Below are 19,563 nucleotides of genomic sequence, written 5' to 3'. Positions count from 1 at the left end.
TCAGAGGTCGGAGTGCGGATTGCGGATCAGAGGAAGGCCGAGAGCAGCGGCTTCACGGCGTCCGCGACAGGGGTACCGCTGTTCAGGAAGGCCTCGACGTTCTGCGTGTCTGCCTGCTGGGCGGAGACCATCTCGAAGAGCGTGCGCGTGTGCGCAGCCTCGATCTGGTGCGTGTGCGCGGCGAGCTGCTCGATGAGGCGGGTGTTGTCCTCGCGCTCCTTGAGCGCGTAGAGCAGCGACCCGGACTTCTCCGTGTCGGTCAGTCCGGCGATCATCGTGGCGAGATCGCTGATCGACTGCGCCGCCTTCAAATCGGCGTAGCAGTTCGGCTTCGGCACGACGACCTGGTTGGACGTGTGCTGGCCGGAGCCGGACGCCAGATCTTCGGCGATGGCTGCGACGATCTGCACGGCGAACGGGGTGTTGCCGACATGCGACTCGACGACCTCGTTCAGCACTGTGGTCTCGCGATCGCCGATCGTGGTCGGCATGGCGAGGTAGCGGGCCAGCTGGTCGCGCTCTGCGCGGTTGAGCCAGCGCGAAAGGTTGTCGATCGTCCGCGGCGTGGTGAGCTGGTTCATCTCCTCGCCGGAATCGAACAGCTCGGCGAACGAGGCGGTGGCGTTGTCGTCGTCATCGTCCGCGCCATCGGCGGCGACGATGCCGGAGATCGACTTCTGGAAGACCATCGCCGGAAACTGGGTGAGGACCTTCTTCACCCAAGGGTTCATGTCGTCACCGAGGATGGAGATGAGCGTGGCCGCCTCAGGCTCGACCCGGTAGATCGAGAATCGCGAGAGGCTCGCTTCGTCCAGGGTGGTGACGTTTCCCTTGTCGTTTCCGGCGACGATGATGCGGAGGTTGTCGGGGAGGTCCTCGCGGCCGAGCCGGCGCATGGTGATCATCGTCAGGATGCCGGAGGTGACGTCGGCGGTCGTGCGGTTGATCTCGTCGCAGAAGAGAATCGGCCACTCGCGCGGGTTCTGCTTCGCGTAGTCGATCGCTTGCTGGACGACGTCGTGCGGGTAGAAGACCTGCTTGTGGCTCTCGGTGCCGTCGGGCTTTGTGTAGGGCACCAGGCGTGCGCCGGTGAGGTCTTCCTTCGCGGCCATCTGGTTCACCGCGAGGGTGAAGGCCTTGGTGTTCATCGAGTAGGCGAGCGACTCAACCCAGGAGGACTTGCCAATGCCGGGCTCGCCCATGAGGGCGGGGACGATGCTCATCTCGAGGTCCTGGCGGACGATTTCGGACAGGGTGTCATTGAAACGCATGGTTGGGTCCTTGTGTTCGGGCGAGAATGCGAATGAAAAGGTGGTGCGGTGTTGTAGTCAGATCGAGGTGTCGAGGATCTGAGAGGCAGTACGAAGGGTCACTTCGCATGCTGGCTGGCGACCATCGCCGCGGCTCGATCGAGCAGGAAGGGGCGGTTGTTCCGGCGTTCGTTGTGTTTCGGGCGATGGGGCAGCTCTTCGACGGCGGCCTGGTAGAGCAGCCAGACGAGATCGTTCTGCGAATACCCGGTCTGTCCGGAGAACTGGATGAGCGGTCTGAGCATCTCGCGGTACAGCGTGCCGAGAACGGAGAACTCCCATCGCGAATAGTCGCCGTGGAAGTCGTCGAGCGTTTTGAGGCGCCGCTGTGCCCTGAGCCTGGCCTTGGCGATGATGATGCCGGCGTGCGGGATCTCGGGGATCTCGACTGAGGTGTGCACGGCGGCCACCTCTGCACTCGCCTTCGCCTTTTCCGCCAACGAGGCGTAGAGATCGGCTACCGTTGCGAACTCGGGTTCGATCACGGCGGTGCCTTTTGCGTGTGCGAGGACCTCGGCCGCGACCGGGCGGCGCGTAAACGTGCACCAATGGTCGATCAGGATTTCGTACCAGCCGTGCTCTTCCTGGAGTTTGCGCTTGCCGGCCCCGATCGGGAAGGCGCTGAAGTTGGCGGGCAGTGGCGCGATGAGGTGATAGCCCAACCCGGACATGGACTCCTCGGTGTAGAGGATCCCCGGCAGGGCGAGCAGCTGCTGCGCGATTTCCGGCGGGCAGGTCTTCTCGATGTCGATGATGATGAGGCCGTTGGTCGCAGCTCGCAGGTAGAACGCGCAGTTCGCCGCCGCCGGAAGTCGTGTGCTGAGTTCGTCCAGGGTGAGGAGGCACTGTTCGTCGATCGCCCAGGCACCGCGAAGCGGGCCGACGTGGCGGCAGCCGGGATTGCATCCTTCGAGGAGGTGACGTACGTCGATCGGAGCCTTCCGCGTCGGCTCTTTCCCAGGATCGTCGGAGTTGAGTTCACCGATCTGGCCGGAGACCGTCCAGCGGGGTGTCGTGGCCAAGGAACGGATCGCCGGGTTGTCGTAGAAGTCGGGGAAGTACATCCGGGGGTCAGCGATGGTCATCGGCGGCCTTTATGGTCGGGAACGCGCAGGAAAGAGGATGACCCCGACCGGACGTCTGTTGCGGGTCGCGTGAAGCGCGATGTCTGCGTGGTCAGATGTCCGATCGGGGTCATGGCGTGGCGCTGCTGTCAGGCGCGGTAGGTGATGCCGGCGGGCTCGGCGTCCTGGCCGTTGTCGGACCAGGGGTTGCCCGGCGCGGGCGCGCCGATCGCGGAGCCGGCGTCCTTGAGGGCCGCGTTCTCGCGCATCAGACGGGCGATCTGCTCCTCCGGGGTCTCGGCGGGCTGAACAGGAGCCTGCGCGACGGGCTGAACTACAACGGGAGCCGCGGTGGCTGCGGGCTGCGCCTGAACCTGCACCGGCTGAGCGCCCTGCACCGGGGCCGCGGCGGGAGCCGGGAAGGCGAAGCCGTTCTCGTCGATCACTGTGCCGGTGCCTGCATCGGCGGCGTTGGTCGTGTCGATGGGCGCTGCCTCGCCGACGGGAGCGTTCTGGCCAGCCTGCACGGCCTGCGGCGGAGCGGCGAAGACGATGCCGCGGGCAGCAAGCTCATTGGTGCTGGTGTTGCCGCCGTAGTACTTCACCGCCTCGTTGACGATGACCTGGTCGAGTGAGAGACCGCGCTTGTTGTAGGTCTTCGGCTTGTAGACACGCAGCACGAGCGTGACGTCGAGACCCTGGGCGAGCTCCTGGCCGGAGGTGTCCTGGGTGACCTGACCCTCGCCGTTCGGGATCGCGATGACCGGGAGGTTCCGGCCCTTGGAGTCGATCGAGTAGTTCGCACCGGTCTCGGGCCGCTTCTTGGAGGCGTAGCGACGCTCGGCGACGAAGCGCTCCTCGAGCGTCGGCTTGGCGGGATCCTTGCAGATGACCTCGGCACCGGTGACGGTTGCGGTCGTGTGCGGCACGCCGACGGGGTTCATGCCGTTCTGTGCGCGGCGGGCGTCGGAGGCCTGCAGCTCATCGCCCTCGATGAGGCGGGTGAGTCGGGCGAAGCCCAGCTTGCCACGGACGAGGACGAGGGCCCCCTCGGTGAGCTGCTCGGCGGTAACGGAGTAGTTGGCCATGGTGAAGGCCCTTTCTTTTGGAGTGGGTGTTCTTACGGGGGTTGAGGGCCGGGCGAGTCGAATGGTCTATCAACTAACCATTCTATCAAGTTGGACTCGTATTGGAGTAGAATGAGTGAATGGATGTGCAATGGTAGGGAGTGCCATTGCTGAAAGGAGGCGCACGGCGATGACAGGCACGATGACTCGAACGGACCTGGACCACGCAGGGGTGGACAAGGTCGATCCGACGAGGTCCGGGCGTGATCCCGGTGCTGAGCGACGTCCGGAGAGGGCGAATCTGAGCAATGGTCCGGTGTTGGCCGCGGGGCTGATGGCTGCCGGCGGACTGCTTTTCGCCGGCTGGGCCCTTGGTTCGGCGGCGCACGATGACGGCGGGCTGCTTCAGGCGCTTGGAAAAAACCGGGTTGGAATCGCCGCCCGGGCGGCCGAGACGCACACGAAGGATCCGGTTCAGGACGGCACGGTCACCGTCACGCTGCCGGATGTGAATCACAACGGCACCCCGGACGCCTTCGAGAATGGTGCGGTGACGGGAATCGATCCCGTGACGGGCAAGCAGATACCTGTGAAGCCGACTGAGACGACCACTCCCCCGCCACCCAAGCCGAAGCCCGAGGTCTACCTGATCAAGGTCGACGACACGTTGACCTTGATCTCGGCCGAGACAGGTGTCCCGATCGACAAGCTGGTCGCAACGAACGGCATCGAAAACCCGAACCTGATCTATGCCGGGGCAGCACTGCTGATTCCGCCGGTGTGACGTCGCCGAAGGCAGCTGCGCAACAAGACCCCCGACTGCATGTCGGGGGTCTTGTTGCGTTCTAGGCCGTAACCGGGGAGGCCACGAGCCGATCGCGAAGCTCGCCCAGGCGCGCAATCTCCGCTCGCATCTCAGCGATGTCATCAGGCGCGTAATCCTGGGGGTATTCGAGCTTGTACTCGGAGAGCAACTCGATCTTGGCGTTGATCAGATCGATTGCCGCTTCGCGGTCAAGCAATTTCGCGACCGCGGTGAGCTGACCCTGGATGGCGTCTGCGAACTCGCGCAGGCCCTGTTCATAGTCGATGTCGGGGCCGAGCGCCCAGGCGAAGGCCTGCAGCGCGGACTCATCGTCGTGGCGGTTGATCGCATGTGCGTCGACGATCACTTCGGCCGCCAGTTCCGGGATTGAGGTTTTTGTCGTCATCGTCCAGCTCCGGCTGGCTCCAGCGAAAACTCAACTGCGAGGGCAGCGACCTCGTCATGCGTCTTGGGCATGCCTGTATAGAGGTCCTCACCGGAGGCGACGACCCTGCCGTTCTGGTTGACGCGGTACGCCCAGTTCCCCTGGTAACGGCGGCCGATGGTGCCGCCGCCAACCTTGTAGATGTGGACGAGATGGGCGTTGATCAGATGGGTGGACTCTGTGAGCGCCGGATCGAAGGTGCTGGCCATTGAAGCCTCTTTCGGTTGTTCGAACGTCTGCCCGTGGCGCTGGGGGAATCCGGGTCTATCCGGATTCGGAACACGTCACATCTCTTCCCCCGGGACCGACGTCAGTCGGTCCCCCGCTTTTGCATCACCTGTGCTCACGCGGTCTCCACGAAAACCAGAACGCCCCGCTGGACTTGGATCCTTGCGGGGCGTTCTGGTCAGCGAACAGCAGGTGACGAGGGTGCGTTCAGGCTGCGCCGGCATTGCCGGAGTCGCTCGGTCCGAAGAGGAAGCCTCGGGCCTCGCCTCGATTCATCAGATCCGGCAGGTGCGCCAGCAGCACCGCGCGCTGCGTGGCGCGGCGGTCGGCGATGAGATCGTAGGCGCGCAGTGCCTGCATGTTGATGACCCAGCCATACTCACGGTTGATTGCTGCTTCGAGTTCAGATCCAGGCATGACGGCCATGTTGGTGAAGTCGTGGTCGAACTCGGGTGCAATGTCGAGGTGCTGGCCGGGCTCGTCGATGTAGAGCGTGTCGCCGCGCAGCTGTCGGCCAGCGGCGTCGAACGCGGTGAGGTAGACCCGATCGGCCCGGCTGGTGTTGTCGACGTGTACAGCAGCGATGGCAACATCGGTGAGGAAGCTCGTCAACTCGAGCCGCTCGATCACACGAGCACGGATCTCGTGGCACCAAATGATGCGGCGTGCCTCGTTGAAGCCCTGGAATTCACTCGTAACCGAGTCACTGTTGACCATCCGCTCCCCCTCTTTGGTGCGAGCCCAGATCTTCAACCAGACTCAAATGTCCCTACAGACGCAGTCATGATCAGCCTAGCATCTACAGACGCACAAGCAAGTCGGTCGGTTTGTTTTGGCGCGTCCCTAGACGCGCAAAGCTCTCTCCATCGGTACCATAGATGTGCGAGCCCAACTCAAACCGGAGAGGCCGGTGCGAGTTGGATCGATGAGGAACACCAATGAATCAAGAGAATGATCCGGGCCAGCACCGACCAGACGAACTTCCGCACCTTGCTCAGCGGCTAGATCAGCTGTTCCGGACAGTGCCGAAGAGTGCGGAAGACCGTACTCTTCACACCTCGCAGTCAGTCGCTGAGGCGCTTCAGGCACAAGGGATTGTGGTGACCGCCAACCACATCAGAGCACTGCGGTCTGGTCGCCGCCGGAATCCGTCGTTCGTTCTCCTGGCAGGACTGGCGGAGTTGTTTCATGTCCCGCTTTCCTACTTCGCGGACGACAAGGCTGCGACTGAGATCCAGGAATCGCTCGAAGTCATCAACGCCATTCGTGATGCCGGAGTCAAGCGGCTCCTGACGCGTGCCCACGGGGTTTCGCAGGAGGGCCTGGGCTCCGTGCTGGCTGTGCTTGATCAGATCCGCAAGATCGAGGGAATCGACAAAGACAAGAAAGAGCAGTAGATCGTGACTTCAGGGAAGATGAGTGTCCTGGGCAAGCTGATGCCCTCGATCATGCGCTGGCGGAAAGCGAACAAGAACTACCTGACGCGGGAGGCTGTCCGTCTTCACCTGGATCATCTGACGCTTCATCCGCGATCGGTCAGTGCCCCCAAGCGGCATCGACCTGGAGTCCGTGTGTCCGCGGCGATGGTCAGCGGTTGGCGTGTCTTTGCTGTCTCTCCGGCGAAGGGTCCCTCACGAGGCACGATCATGTATCTCCACGGCGGAGGGTGGATTCACGAGGCATCTTCGTATCATTGGAAGCTGATCGAACAGCTGGCGGAAGAGACGTCCTCTACAGTGATCATGCCGGTGTATCCATTGGCACATGAGGGTGGAACCGCGGCAGAAGTTGTCCCTTTCGTCACAAAGCTGTCACAGCAGTACCCGGGCCCTCTGACTCTGATGGGTGACTCTGCTGGCGGGTCTATCGCCATGTCAGCCAGCCTTTTGCTGAGGAATCAGGGCTCTCCGGCGGCGCTTACGGTGTTGATCTCCCCAGCACTTGACTTGCGGATGACCAACCCTGAGATCGATACTGTTCAAACTTTGGATCCATGGCTTGTGAAACGTGGTCAGTTGGAGTTGGTTGATATGTGGGCCGGAGACGATGTCGACGACCCGGTTCTCAATCCATTCCTCGGAGAGCTCGCGGGGCTTTCCAAGCTTCTGGTCTTCAGTGGCACTCGTGACATCCTCAATCCGGACACACGGCTTTTCGTCGAACAGGCCCGGGATGCTGGTGTGGACGTTGAGTACCACGAGAAGGCGGGCCACATTCACGTCTACCCGCTACTGCCAATCCCCGAGGGTAAGCAGGCGCGGCGTCAGATTGTTCAGGCGATTCTAGGTATTCCTGCACCATAAGTAGACAGCTCGGGATTAATGCGGAACATTTGGGGACCCCACCTTCGATCGGCACTGAAAGCTGCCGAAGAGCTACTTCCGGCAAGCGGTGAGGTAGCTGACCTTTTGGAGGCTCTTTCCCGGAGTCGCGGGAGGCCGCTGACACTTCTGACTGAGGATCTGGGTTCAGCCCGGTCCGGGTTGTTGATCTCGACTGACACCGCAGACTATATCGTGGTGTCCTCTTCGACTTCACCGGAGAGAACGGCCGCCATAGTCTGCCATGAAGTGGCTCACGCTCTGCTGGGGCACGCGCATACTGCGGATCTTGCCGATTCCCTCATGGATTCAGGCCTGGTGACTGGACTTGACCAAGATCTGGTGCGGTCGGTTGTCGCTGCTCGGGATACTTACGAAGAGGGGCCCGAAGCGGACGCCGAATTGCTGGGAACGCACCTCTCGTTCCTTCTGAGAGAACGCGTTCTTCGAGGCGGTCATACGTTTTTTGACGAGCGCTGGCAGTAAGAGATTTGTTGATGGTCGACAAAGTCAACTGGGTCTTCATCGCTCTGGCCGGCGTGTCATTTTTTCTTGCCATCGAAAGGACTGTTCGCCTCAAGGACCAGAGAGAAACTGTGAATCATCAGGCGATGAGTGTCGCGCTGCTTACTCTGGGGATCGCGGCTACGGCCTATGGGACCATGACGCTGACCGCATCGTTTTTCAACTTCGGGTTAGCGATGTGGCACGGTCTGCTGGGTATTCTCATCGGGGCTCTCGAGGTGATTGTCCTGACTCTGCGCTTCGAACAGATTCCACCGTTGACCTTGAGGCGTGCTCTGGTACGTTCAGGTCTGGTTACTCTGGTCTTGTTTGCTACGTGGCCCTTGGGATTTGCCTGGGCACCCCCGATCAGCGCTCTGACCAAGATTGACCCACTCAATCCGGCGGTGGCGTTCCACATCGCAGTTTTTCACCTCTACATCATCTGGGGTCTTCTTCAGCTGCTGAGGTTGTCCTTTTCGCGAGTGCCGGGTGAGTTCGGCCGTCGCCCTATCAGTGCAGTAGCGCTCGTGATGGTTGGCTTTGGGTGCGCAGGTTTCATCTGGGTGAACGCTGTCCTTGGGGGGTCCGTTTTGATCGGGATCCACCAAGACGTCGCCATCATTCGTGCCCCAACAGGCATATTCCTCAGTTTGTGTGTCGGCGGAGCGGCGCTGCTGGGCTTTGGTGAACGAGCTTGGGCTGCCATCGTCACAAGATATCGACTCTGGCAACTCGGCAAGCTGTGGGAGGTTTCGGTTCATCTGTCATCTTCCGAACTCCGGCTCCGGATGCAGCTACCGGCCTCAGCTCGCACGCAAAGGGCCTATATTGAGATTTCCGATGCTCTGTCCACTTTGCGGGTTGATACGGAACGCCAGTTGACCGTCAAAGAAGTGGCCGCGCTCCTTATCCATGGCGAGACCACAGAAGATCGACTTGCTCCCACAATCTCCCAGGCGTTGCCGCCAAGATCCACACGGCTTGAAGATCTTCAGATGATCCACGCCTTGGCGAAGGAATGTCGCAAAGGGAAGCAGCGATCATTTTCTTCTTCGCTTCATGGGGGTCGTTGAACCCTTTATGCTGCGTGAAGCTCGAGGCTCTCACCGCTCCCCTTCCGTGAGCGAGCAGATCAGAGCACGGGCTGCGTCGGCCCGGCGCTGGTAGATACCGGCAAGCGAGTCGACGAAGGGGAAGAAACCCTGATGCGTCCTCGGTGACATTGGTGTGAGACAAGTGCCGCAGTCCGGCTGTAGTTAACAACGTTCGCTGCTTCTTGAGAGTGACGTGGGCTCGTCGGGACGGGTGTCAGCTACTCGTGTTCTGGTTCGACGCTCGGTTTAAGCTCGCGTGGATCGCAGAGGACGAAATGTTGGGCGAGGCATGTGCTTTGAAGGAACACGGAATTTGGGCACCCTGGTCAACCAGAGGCACCCACGATTCAACCGGAAGAAGTCCGACGTAAGGGGAGAGTACTGTGCAGTCGGAACCGCCAAATGAGTGAAACCCAGAAACCAATTGTTAGGCGCGTATTTTCAATACGCTGGGCACCAAGACGAACGTTCTGGCTCGCCATCCTGACCCTCATGTCCGCACTTCTCATTGCGAATGGAGGAATAGCAAACGCGATCACGAACGGAACGACGTCGGATCCAAACGCCTTCCCCTTCGCCGTCAGAATTTCAACGGATAGCAAGAACGGCCAGCGAATCGAATATTGCACGGGTTCGCTGATCCGTCCAAATGTAGTCATCACTGACGCGCATTGCGTCTACCAGAAGGCGTCGACAAGCACAGTCATCTTCCATTATGGATATCCGAATCAATATTCGCGGACTGCTAAGCAACAACTTGTCAATCCGGGATACAGCACAAACGGATGGGTCAATGACGTGGCGCTGCTTGTCCTAAATAAGGATGCAAGTCCCGGAGACACACCAGTGCGGATGTCTAACGATCTGCCTTCCGACGGGACGGCGTTAACCACCGCGGGGTACGGGTTCACCGGTCTTACTGCAGGCTTGGCCAATCAATTACAGCAGATGAATACCGCGGTGGTCCCCATTACCAACTGCCCGTCGGTTGACCCGGCGATACACTTTTGCACTCATTCGCCGACGTCGACCATCCTCGGAGGTGACAGCGGTGGCCCGGTCATGGAGCTCGTGGGCGGAGTGCCTCGTCTTGTGGGGCTCACGGACACCGACGAGCCTCTGGGAAACCCGCAGTGGGACGGTGTTACGTCAATCGCCAAGGAACAGTGCTGGATCGAACCAATGCTGGCTGCCATTGAGGGCGAAGTCCCTTCCCCATGCATGAATCAGCCACGGGCGGCCCACACCGCCACCCTCTTGAACGACGGTCGTGTTCTTGTCGCCGGTGGTGTAGGAGAAACCTCAGCCAACGGCTACGAAAGCGGTGCAGAGCTTTACGATCCAAAGGCGAACACTTGGGCCACCACTGGCGATCTCATCGCGGGGAGAGACGGACACACTGCCACCTTGCTCAACAATGGAAAGGTGCTCATTGCAGGGGGTGACGGCCTACACGGCCGAATCGCAACCGCCGAGCTATATGATCCTGCCACGGGCAAATGGTCAACTACCGGATCGATGTCCACAGTCCGTGCAAACCATGCTGCCGTCCTCCTCGCAAATGGAAAGGTGCTTGTTACAGGGGGAACAGGACTGCATGACCGTTTGGCCACGGCCGAGCTTTACGATCCTGCCACGGGTACGTGGTCGCAGACAGGATCAATGACGACGGCACGAGGCAGTCACACGACAACAATGCTTCCGAACGGGAAAGTATTAGTCACTGGGGGCTCTGGCCAGTTTGCCAATGGAGCAGTGCCATTTCTCGTAAGCGCCGACATTTACGATCCCGCCCTCGGTACGTGGATGGCCACGGGTTCAATGATCACACCCCGTTCATTGCACACAGCAGTATTGGCAAACGGCAAGGTGCTCGTAGCAGGCGGACTTAACAGCGAGGGAATACTAGCTAGTGCTGAGCTCTACAACCCCGGAACTGGAACGTGGTCCGCAACCGCGCCAATGGCTTCTGCGCGAATTCTTCATACAGCGACCTTGATGAAGGGCGGCACGGTGCTGGTTGTCGGTGGTTATGGCCAAGCTGGAAATGCCATTTCCGCGACCCAGGTTTATGACCCCAAAAAGGCTACCTGGTCAAACGGCAATAACGTATATCCAGCGCGAGCAGGCCACACCGCTACAGAGTTAAAGAACGGGTCCGTTCTGGTGGCTGGCGGTTTGGAGCTAGTGAACCACTCTGGCCGACCACTCGCTTTCAGCTCGATTTACAAGTGAAAGCCTTGACCCTCCCCATGGTGAATGCCGAGAATCAAGTACGGATGTACGTGGCTAGGGCAGGAATCCGATCGCGCCCGGTCGGAATCTGTGGCACCACCCGAATCGGCTTTGCCGATTTCGGATCGACTGAAGTCCTGGACCATGCGGCGGGACTGCTGGAATGCAGTCCCGCCGTCGTTGGCGTGAGGGTCACAGCCGTGTGGTCGTCCAGAGGTCGTTGAGGTCATCTCGGATCTCGTCAATCAAGGCGAGTTCGAGGCCTTTCTCGACGTCGACTGCCCGGATGAGCCGGTCCTGGGTGAGCTCCTTGGTCTGGAGCACCACCGGCATCCGCTCGTCCTGCGTGCCCTTGGTGATCAGCTGGTAGATGCGCACCGGCTTGGTCTGGCCAGTTCGGAAGAGCCTGCCGTTCGTCTGCAGGTAATGCTTCAGAGAGAACGGCATCGTGTACCAGATCATCGTGGAGCCGCCGTGCTGCAGATTCAGCCCTGCGCCAGCAGACGCGGGGTGGATCAGCATCACTTGGATCTGCTTGTTGCTCCAGCGCTGCTTCATCTCACGCGAACCGTCGAAGATTTCAGCCTTGATGCAGGCCTTGTCGAGCTTGAGCATGAGCTGCTCGCGATCGGACTTGAAGTGGTACACGACCAGCACGGGGTCTCCCCCGTTGTTGCGGATCAGGTACTCGGCCATCTGGATCTTCTCGTCGTGGAGGATCTCGTACTGGCCCTTGGTCGACGGATCGTCCGGGTCTGCCGTGTAGAGCGTGCCCGAGGCGAACTGCATGAGCTTGCTCGTGAGCACGGCCTGGTTCTCGGCGATGACGGTCTTGATGAGCTGCGCGTCAGGATCCTGGAGGAAGTCCTGGATCATACCGGCCTTGAACTTCTCGTAGGCGTCAGACAGCGCAGTGCCCGTGAGCGCCGCGAGATGGTCCCGGATCACCTGCGCCTCAGGCTGCGGCGAATGCTTCACCCAATGGTCGTAGGCCAGCTCAGCCTTGCGCTGCGCAGCCTCGTTGACGACGTCGATGACCAGCTCCCGCTTGAATGCCTTATAGGCGTCCATCAGGTGGGCGGGCAGCTTGACGTGAACGTTCTCGATCGTGAGCGGAGGCAGCACGACTGTGCTGTTCTGCGCGCTCATTACCAGGTGCGAGATCGCCTGGTGGATCTGTTGTTCTGCCCCGGGGTTCGGGTCCCATCCGACCGGGACGGTCTGCCCGGGGATCATCTTCGGTGTGAACCACCGCCGTCGGAATTCTGTGATCGTCGCACCGAGGGCCTGACCCTGATCCAGGAGGTACATCTGGCTCCAGAGATCCTCCAGTCCGTTCGGCGACGGCGTGCCGGTCAGCTCGATGAACCTGGTGATCGCCGGGCGGACCAAGCGCAGTGCTTTGAAGCGATTGGACGAGTGCGACTTGAATTCCTGGGACTCGTCGATGATAACGGTCTGGAATGGCCAGATGATGGTGTCGCGCAGCTTTCCATCAGGACCCCTGAGCTTCTGTACGGGCATCTGGTCGACGAGCCCGGTCTGGCAGGCGGTGCAGACGCGGCCCTTCAGCCCGTCGCCGTGGCAGACTTTGCAGCGCTTGTCCGGGGAACGGGTGATCAAATCCTGGTTGATGAAGTACATCGTCGGCGGGTCTACGAACACCTCCTTGATGCGCTCGAGCCGCTGTTTCTTCGAGAGCTTGCGGTCCCGTTCGTCGACGATCAGCGAACGGGTGCGGATGTTGAAGCCGCGCTCTTCGATCTCGTCGAGCCAGGTGGACCGTGCGATCGCGACGGGTGCGATGACCAGGATGTGGCCGATGGGACGGATCTGCTGGAGCGCCGACAGAGCCGTGATCGTGTTGTGCGTCCGTACGAAGCCGTCGGTCACGTACTCGTGGGACTGGTGTGCGACCCTGATGCACTGTGTCTCTTCGTATCTCTTGAAGGAGATCTCGGAGATCGAGGTATACATCGTGTCATAGGACTGCCGTCGCCTGTCGTTGTGGGGCCGCCGAGCATCACGTTTGCGCGCGAGTCGGAACGGTTCCATTGAGTTGGGCAACCGTCCGTAGACTCGGTGATAGACGTTCCCAGCGTAGAGTCCGGAACTGATGACCTTCCGGCACTTCGACGCACGCCCACCCAGCGAATGGGCAAGCCACCGGACGTCGTCGGCAAGCTGCTCGGACTTGAAGGTCACGTCGAAACCGGACTTGCTTGCGTTACCACCGGTGTCGAGCAGACCCTGGAGGAGCGCAAGTCTGTCCGAGATCGGCGCGTGCAGCAAGTTCTCCGGAACGAACTTCGTTCCGGATCCATGGCCCCAGACCCCGATTCGACGGAGCTCGTCGAGTAGGGCATTGTTGGGCCCTTCGCCCGAGTTAGTCAGATAGAAGTCGTCGGTGTCTCCTTTCTTTGTAGGCGTGACGCCTGCGGGAAGCAGCGCTGTCACCTGATCGAGGATTTCAGCATCTGGCATCGACAGAGATGGCGATCCGGTAGTAAGCCCGCCGTCTCCGAGGAGCGCACCGAGGAGCCAAGGATCAATGCTGCTGTCCCACTTGCCGAGGTCTACGGGATCGATCGAGGCGATCGACCACTTGGGCGATCCGCTTTTCTTCCGGAGGTCGTTCAGGAGTTGGAGAGTGGTTCGATGGATAAAGGTGCCCTTTGTCCGCTGCTTGTCGGTGGCAACGGACCAGATGTGGTCCTCGTCGGCCTGGATGCGACGGCCGTCGTGGAGCCGGAGTTCGTAGACGGGGCGCTCCCCCTGGGGGAAGACACCGTCGATCATCGAGACGTCACCGCTCGGGGTGACGATCTTGGTGCCGATCTTTGCCTCAGCCATCCGGATGAATCCGGTGGGCGTGAGGATCCGAGCGTGTAGAGGCTGGGCCTTGCCGGCCCCGACACCGAGCCAAACGCCAGAGGCCGGACGGCTTGCGATGAAGTCGACGGCCTGCTGCTGGTGCGGCATCAATGTGAAGGTGGACAGAGAGGGGGTCGTGGCCGGAGGCGCTGGGGGTAAAGGTACAGCTGGCGGAGGACCAGGCGGCACGGGAGGTGCCCCGGCGGTGGTGAGGATGGTCATGAGCGGTGCGAGCAACGCAGCAACGCTGCGCAGCCCTCTCCTTTCGTGATGATCGGGTGCGCAGCGTCGTGGTACTGCCGTGCGCTCTACGCCGCGAGTCCGGGCTTCTGGATCAGCTTTTTAACAGCCACAGACCGACGCCGATGATGACGATTGCGGCGAGCATGACGGCGATGATCGCGAGGGTCGGGAGATCCTTCGTTTGCTGGCTGTCGGGCGGGGAGCCGCTCTGTGCGGACTTCTTTTTGGGCCAGGGCATATCGGATTCGATCCTTCGGTGTGGGGTCATACCGACACCGGCACAGCTTTGTCGGCGGTCTCGGTCTCCACTTCTGCCCGGATGTTCGCGACCAGGCTCTTCGTGGCCATGAGCATGTCCATGCGATGGCCGCCCCAGTGCACCGTGTGTGGATTGGCACCCCTCGTAAACGTCAGGACGATCACCGGAGCGGAGGCGTAGCCGAGCTCTTCGGTGATGTGGCGATGGTCCTTGTCGCCGGGCTCGATGGTGATCTTCGTGTACGCGATCTTGCCGCGGTCGAAGAATCGCATAGCCTGTTCGCAATTCGGGCAATCTTCGGGGCCGTAGATCGTGATATCGGGCTCGGCGTGCGCCGTTCGCGGGATGTCGAGCATGGTGGTCGGGGGTGTCATCGTGTGCTTCTTTCGTTGAGGGCGGTGGGTGGTTCGCTACGCCGACTGCCTGGTCTGCGCTGCGTTCGACGCTCCGGAGAGGTACTGCATGAGCTGTTCGACAGCCGCGTGGCTGTTGACGACATGGACCTCGGCTCCGAAGCGGCGCATCTTGGCGTGTGTGGCGTGTTGCCGCGGCTCGGGTTCTTCACCTGGGCGCTTGACCTCGACGAAGACTGTGCCGTGTGAGCCGGGGGTGATGACGATCCGGTCAGGAATGCCGCCGCGCGCAGGGGACACGAACTTCATGCAGAGGAAGCCATTGGCCCTGGATTGCGAGAGCAGGTAGCGCTCGATGGGGTTTTCGCGGATCTCAGCCATCCGCTGCGTCGCTTTCTTCTTGATTTCGGCGAGGATGCCCGGAGGGCAGCTCTTCTGGCCGGTTCCAGAGATGGCCGTCATCATGATCAGCGCTCAAGCGGCAGCCCATGCCGTCGTTCTGTTCTTCGTCCAGGACCTCCTCGCAATATTGGCGCGGCAGGCGCGTTGCCGGGTCTTCCGGGGCCGACGATTCAGCTGTCTTCGCGACCGCGTGGGCGAGAATCGCCCGCCAGCTGGTGAGGTCGCGAGGGAATTGGGCAAGCCAGGTGCGTTCGGCCCCACCCTCTTCGCCGCGGTGATGACGCATCGGGGCGTACTCCACGATCATCTGGGCTTGGAAGTCGCTGTAACCGAGCTGGGCAGCCATCCGGCATCCGGCTGCGACGTCCACTCGGTCCACGTTCACGCCGGGGATGAGGTCAGGGCGCATCTGATTCTCCTTTTCGCTTGGGCTCAGTCGTCGTCAGTGTCGGTTGCGCGTTGGTCGTAGCTGTCGTCGCTGATGAGGCCTTCGAGCATGTCGATGGAGACCCAGCGCTTTGCGCGGTTGCCGAACAGGGACTCACCTTCTTCGGCGTCTTCGACGATGAGCCCCGCCTTGACGAGCTCGCGCAGTCGGGTGCGGATGCCGGAGTCGGAGGCGCGCGGGGTGCCCTCTTCGAAGGCGAGCAGGCGGCGGTACCAGTCGATCAGCTCGTCGTGCGTGAGTGGGCCGTGTTCGCGGACGAGTTCCAGAACCACGGGGCGGACCTTGGACGCGCCGAGCGCGGCCTTCATCGCCGCTCCGTAGGGGTCGGGGTCGCACGTACGGCGAGGCGTGAGGGGCTTTCGAGTGTTGAAGTAGACATGGTCAGTGCTCCTTTGCGATTGCAGTAGCATGCCTATTACGAGTCACTATTGAATCATCTATTCCATTCAAGTATGACGCGATTCTATTGCGTATGGAATGGCGGGTTGATACATGCGCGTATGCGGAAGGCCGGTCGGAATACTCCGGCCGGCCTTCCGGGTCCTGCAGCGGGGCGACGCTGTGCTGATCTGCCGATCAGGCGGCGTTCATCCAGTTCTTCGTGAACGTCTCACCGAGCATCTGTGTGTACACCTCGAGGTCGAGCGAGCTGATGAGCCCGGTCAGCCTCGAGACGTCCATGGAGTGCAGATCCTCGTTGCAGATGACCATCGACCACGAGGGATCGACGCCGTTGATCCGGCGCGTGGTCACGTCCTGGTCCTCCGGGATGAGGCGCATCTTCCGGTTCTGCGCGTACGCCCAGCTGTCCGATGCCCAGCCGTGGTGGGCCAGGATCGACTTGGCGATCTCGTCGCGTGCCGGAGACTCGGCGTTCTCGCGTCGCTTTGCCTGAACCGCCGGCGCGACCTTCCAGGCCCCGGCGTTGTGCAAGCTCACGGCATCCTGCGTGCCGGCCTGCACGACGAAGGCCCGGTTGACCATCTGCAGCGGCCTGGGATTGGTGATCGGGGCGGCCTCGTTGCTGCTCTCCTCATCGCCTACAGGCATGGGGTCGGCGGCGAACGGATAGGTGATCGAGCCCCGGGAGGCTGTGACCATGGTCTGGAACATCAACGCGGTGCGCACCGGATTTTCTGGATCGCGGGCCTCGTCGATGAGCTTGCGTCCCAGGGCTGCGTCGAAGGGCTCAGCCAGAGCGCTCTCCCCTCTGGCCGCGGTGACAGCCTGCAAGTATCTGGCCAGCGCGTGGTCGATGACCGCGGGATGGGCCAGCGCCTTGTCCGGCCGTGGACCGGCATGACAGGCGAGCGTGCCTCCGCCTGCGCTGTGGATCTCCCATTGGGCAACGGGCAGATCCTCGGATGCCCCGCGCGGCGGCAGCAGCTCGAGGCGGTTGTTCGAGTCCTTGCTGACCAGGAACATTGCCTCGGGTTCGATGTCCACGCCGATGAGCTCCGCCTGATCGGCCAGCACACGATTGTTGATCTCCGGGTCGAGGATCGAGTAGAGACCGTCCGTGTTCGTGCTGATGATTCGAGCGCCGGCCAGCGTCTGGGCCTGGCCGATGCGCCAGGAGAAGAGCTGCCCGATGATCCGCATCGAGATGATCACGTTGTTCATCCGGATGGGAGTCTTGTGCGAGGCGTCACCGGCACCTGATGCCGCGTTGAGGATGAGCTTCGTGCCGTTACGCAATGTGTTGAGCCGGGTCTTCAGCTCGGCGGAAATGCCGGGCTGCTTCATCTCCTTTCCGTAGCGCTCCTTGTCGAAGAAAATCGTCGCGTAGCGGTCCTCCCCCAGCTCAGGGTTCCAGAATGCGCGCATGTTGCGCAGCAGGTTCGGGTAGTAGCTGGTGAAGTCCTCGTGCGTGACGAGCCCAGCCGAAGTGTGCGAGTACTTCGGGTGGAGTTTCGTGGACGCGTCGGTCCTCTTTGCGGGGAACAGCTCAGGTGCCTGCTTCACCGGCCCGGTCCGGTACTCGGCGGCATTGGCGGTGCTTTTGGCTAGCACGAGCTTGCCGGTGATGACACGCACGCCGCCTGGGCTCATGCTGTCGGTGATCGCCACGTCGAGTGCCTGGGCGTCCGGGCGCTGAGTCGCCAGAAGCATCGCAGCATCCGGCACCTGGTGCTGAGCCCGTGCAAGCTGCTCGGTCTGTCCGGGGTCGCCCTTCTTGGCCTTGCGGTACTTCACCTTCTCCGGGTCGGAGCCCAGCAGCACCAGGCGCTTGTCGACGAACGTGCCGTCGGGCAGAGCGAGCAGGTTGTGCTGGCGCTTGGCCTCGGCGACGAAGTCCTTGGCGTCGGGGTAGAACAACTTGGCCATCTCGAGCATGGATGCACTCTCGCGGTGCGCGGCGGAGTCCCGCTCGAAGGTCGCGATGTCGACCTCGGCACCGTGGATGCCGCCGGTGGAGAACGTCGCGAAGCACGACGAAGGCCGGCCGTCCCGGTGGAAGTACCGCAGGTTGTTCGGCGTCTTCGGGATCTCGTCGAGCACCTGCGCAGGCAGGCCGTATCGCTCGGCATATTCCTCGGAGTTGTTGAAGTTCTGCCCCTCAATCGAGCGGTAGTACGCGACGATCTGCATGAAGTCGGCGTATGCCTTGGCCTGGGCGGCATTGGTTGCCCGGTCGGCTGCAACCTCTTCTTCGAAGAAGCGCACGCACTCGTCGAGCACGTTGACCGGCTCGATGTTCAGTTCCCTGGCGACCTCGGGGTGCGGATAGTTGAAAGAGACAGTCCTGATGTCGTTCAGCGCCGTGAACGGGGCGAGGATCCGACCCACGAACTTCGCCGAGGACGAGTCGATGGCGAGGCGGTCGCGGCGCACAGTCTGCTTCATCGTGAAGACGGTCTCGGAGTACTGGGCCAGCAGACCGGCCTTCAGGTCGAAGGCACTCGAGTACGTCGGGTGCCGGAACAGCTGTGCGAGACCCAGGCAGTCGGCAACGTTGTAGGCCAGCAATTCGTAGAGCTCCTCCACGGTGGTGATCACCGCGTCGTGGCCCAGCTTTTCGGACTCCTTGATCTGGTGTCCGAGCATGCCGAGCAGGTGCTTGAGTGCCACCTTGGACTGCAGCTCGTTGAGCCGGCTGACGTCGAGGTGGCGACCCGAGTGGATCATGGCGCGCCGGATCTTCGCAGCAGGACTCTCCCAGCCGATGTAGCGCGGCATGTAGTCGATGTTCTTCTCATCGAACAGCTGGTCGTTGTGAGCGCGCAGCGTCTTGGCCGTGACCGGCCGGAACACCGGACGCTGCGCGAAGACCTGCTCCAGGAGTTCCTCGGCGTCGGCGATCTGCTGCGGGGTCCGCGCGTAACTCCGCATCTGCTGGGCGTCGGTCAGGCGCTTGCGGTGTCCGACGATGTCGGAGAAGACTTCGGTGAGGTACAGCGCGAGCATCGTGGTGTCGTAGTTGAGCGAGTTGTATCCGGCCAGGAATGGATGTGCCGCCGGGTCGAATTCGGGATCCGTGTCACAGACGGGACGCAGATCCCGGGGGTAGGACGACTCCTGGTCATGGTCGCAGACCTGGTCGGCGTCGGAGAGCCCGATGAGCTGGGCGAGCCGGAGGTTCCCCTGGATGGTGTGCAGATCGCGCAGCGAGACGTCGACCATCGGCAGACCCGGGTTGCCGGCGCGGATCGCGGAGACGAGAGCATGGGGATCGAGGGACTGGGCCAGTACCGCGTCGTCGACCAGATAAAACACCTCGAGCTCGTCCACGGCCTCATCGGTGCGCGGCGTGTAGACGACGACGCTGAACACGTTCGACAGCGACTCGATGTCGTAGAAGCTGAAGAGCGACGAATCGGCGGTGACGGGTGTGAGCGGACGAGGCTTCGGCTTGGTGCCGGCGTCGGCGAAAGCAGGCATGGGTCTCTCGTTTCGGTTCAGGGATC

At 61.7% G+C, this 19,563-nt stretch carries 18 protein-coding genes; 5 read left to right on the top strand and 13 right to left on the bottom strand.

The genetic code is table 11. The features are described from left to right. Positions 1 to 26: 26 nt before the first annotated feature. The 3 genes from QRN59_RS10290 to QRN59_RS10280 form a co-directional block, all read right to left on the bottom strand. Positions 27 to 1,271 (bottom strand): AAA family ATPase, encoded by a 1,245-nt coding sequence (locus QRN59_RS10290; RefSeq protein ID WP_284982413.1) that lies wholly within the window; start codon positions 1,269 to 1,271, stop codon positions 27 to 29. Between the two features lie 98 nt (positions 1,272 to 1,369). Then, positions 1,370 to 2,395, bottom strand: coding sequence for a hypothetical protein (locus QRN59_RS10285; RefSeq protein ID WP_284982412.1), 1,026 nt, complete (start codon positions 2,393 to 2,395; stop codon positions 1,370 to 1,372). A 128-nt stretch (positions 2,396 to 2,523) separates the two neighbouring features. Continuing rightward, positions 2,524 to 3,462 (bottom strand): hypothetical protein, encoded by a 939-nt coding sequence (locus tag QRN59_RS10280; RefSeq protein ID WP_284982411.1) that lies wholly within the window; start codon positions 3,460 to 3,462, stop codon positions 2,524 to 2,526. A gap of 169 nt (positions 3,463 to 3,631) precedes the next feature. On the opposite strand from QRN59_RS10280, the gene QRN59_RS10275 reads away from it, so the two are divergent. Beyond that, complete coding sequence (locus tag QRN59_RS10275) at positions 3,632 to 4,225, top strand: LysM peptidoglycan-binding domain-containing protein (RefSeq protein ID WP_284982410.1); 594 nt, start codon at positions 3,632 to 3,634, stop codon at positions 4,223 to 4,225. A 61-nt stretch (positions 4,226 to 4,286) separates the two neighbouring features. Here the strand turns inward: QRN59_RS10275 and QRN59_RS10270 are convergent, their stop codons facing one another. The 3 genes from QRN59_RS10270 to QRN59_RS10260 all read right to left on the bottom strand — a co-directional run bounded on the left by QRN59_RS10270 (position 4,287) and on the right by QRN59_RS10260 (position 5,636). Then, complete coding sequence (locus tag QRN59_RS10270; RefSeq protein ID WP_284982409.1) at positions 4,287 to 4,652, bottom strand: hypothetical protein; 366 nt, start codon at positions 4,650 to 4,652, stop codon at positions 4,287 to 4,289. Beyond that, on the bottom strand, positions 4,649 to 4,900 hold the full coding sequence (locus tag QRN59_RS10265; protein ID WP_284982408.1) for a hypothetical protein: 252 nt from the start codon (positions 4,898 to 4,900) through the stop codon (positions 4,649 to 4,651). The genes QRN59_RS10270 and QRN59_RS10265 overlap by 4 nt, the downstream gene beginning before the upstream one ends. A gap of 226 nt (positions 4,901 to 5,126) precedes the next feature. Further along, the gene (locus QRN59_RS10260) at positions 5,127 to 5,636 is read right to left on the bottom strand and encodes a hypothetical protein (protein WP_284982407.1); all 510 of its coding nucleotides are present in this window, start codon (positions 5,634 to 5,636) and stop codon (positions 5,127 to 5,129) included. A gap of 221 nt (positions 5,637 to 5,857) precedes the next feature. Between QRN59_RS10260 and QRN59_RS10255 the strand changes: the two genes are divergently transcribed. The 4 genes from QRN59_RS10255 to QRN59_RS10240 all read left to right on the top strand — a co-directional run bounded on the left by QRN59_RS10255 (position 5,858) and on the right by QRN59_RS10240 (position 11,076). Next, positions 5,858 to 6,316, top strand: a complete 459-nt coding sequence (locus QRN59_RS10255; RefSeq protein WP_284982406.1) for a helix-turn-helix domain-containing protein — start codon at positions 5,858 to 5,860, stop codon at positions 6,314 to 6,316. A gap of 3 nt (positions 6,317 to 6,319) precedes the next feature. After that, positions 6,320 to 7,222, top strand: a complete 903-nt coding sequence (locus QRN59_RS10250; RefSeq protein WP_284982405.1) for an alpha/beta hydrolase fold domain-containing protein — start codon at positions 6,320 to 6,322, stop codon at positions 7,220 to 7,222. A 515-nt stretch (positions 7,223 to 7,737) separates the two neighbouring features. After that, a complete protein-coding gene (locus QRN59_RS10245) occupies positions 7,738 to 8,820 on the top strand; it encodes a hypothetical protein (protein WP_284982404.1) in 1,083 nt (360 codons plus the stop codon). 423 nt (positions 8,821 to 9,243) lie between these two features. Continuing rightward, entirely contained in the window at positions 9,244 to 11,076 is a 1,833-nt protein-coding gene (locus tag QRN59_RS10240) for a Kelch repeat-containing protein (protein ID WP_284982403.1), read from the top strand. Between the two features lie 192 nt (positions 11,077 to 11,268). Here the strand turns inward: QRN59_RS10240 and QRN59_RS10235 are convergent, their stop codons facing one another. The 7 genes from QRN59_RS10235 to QRN59_RS10205 form a co-directional block, all read right to left on the bottom strand. Then, entirely contained in the window at positions 11,269 to 14,058 is a 2,790-nt protein-coding gene (locus tag QRN59_RS10235) for an SNF2-related protein (protein WP_284982402.1), read from the bottom strand. Between the two features lie 226 nt (positions 14,059 to 14,284). After that, positions 14,285 to 14,431, bottom strand: a complete 147-nt coding sequence (locus tag QRN59_RS10230; protein ID WP_284982401.1) for a hypothetical protein — start codon at positions 14,429 to 14,431, stop codon at positions 14,285 to 14,287. Between the two features lie 26 nt (positions 14,432 to 14,457). Then, the gene (locus tag QRN59_RS10225; protein WP_284982400.1) at positions 14,458 to 14,826 is read right to left on the bottom strand and encodes a glutaredoxin family protein; all 369 of its coding nucleotides are present in this window, start codon (positions 14,824 to 14,826) and stop codon (positions 14,458 to 14,460) included. Between the two features lie 36 nt (positions 14,827 to 14,862). Then, a complete protein-coding gene (locus QRN59_RS10220; protein ID WP_284982399.1) occupies positions 14,863 to 15,186 on the bottom strand; it encodes a PDDEXK family nuclease in 324 nt (107 codons plus the stop codon). Then, a complete protein-coding gene (locus QRN59_RS10215; protein ID WP_284982398.1) occupies positions 15,179 to 15,616 on the bottom strand; it encodes a hypothetical protein in 438 nt (145 codons plus the stop codon). Before QRN59_RS10215 ends, QRN59_RS10220 begins: the two co-directional genes overlap by 8 nt. A gap of 23 nt (positions 15,617 to 15,639) precedes the next feature. After that, positions 15,640 to 16,065, bottom strand: a complete 426-nt coding sequence (locus tag QRN59_RS10210) for a hypothetical protein (RefSeq protein WP_284982397.1) — start codon at positions 16,063 to 16,065, stop codon at positions 15,640 to 15,642. Between the two features lie 166 nt (positions 16,066 to 16,231). Further along, on the bottom strand, positions 16,232 to 19,537 hold the full coding sequence (locus tag QRN59_RS10205; protein WP_284982396.1) for a hypothetical protein: 3,306 nt from the start codon (positions 19,535 to 19,537) through the stop codon (positions 16,232 to 16,234). Positions 19,538 to 19,563: the final 26 nt, after the last annotated feature.

This window comes from Arthrobacter sp. efr-133-TYG-118 (genome assembly GCF_030209755.1).
Taxonomy (GTDB): Bacteria; Actinomycetota; Actinomycetes; order Actinomycetales; family Micrococcaceae; genus Arthrobacter.
Note: the sequence above shows the minus strand (reverse complement) of the source record. Positions and strands in the feature narration are given on the sequence as shown.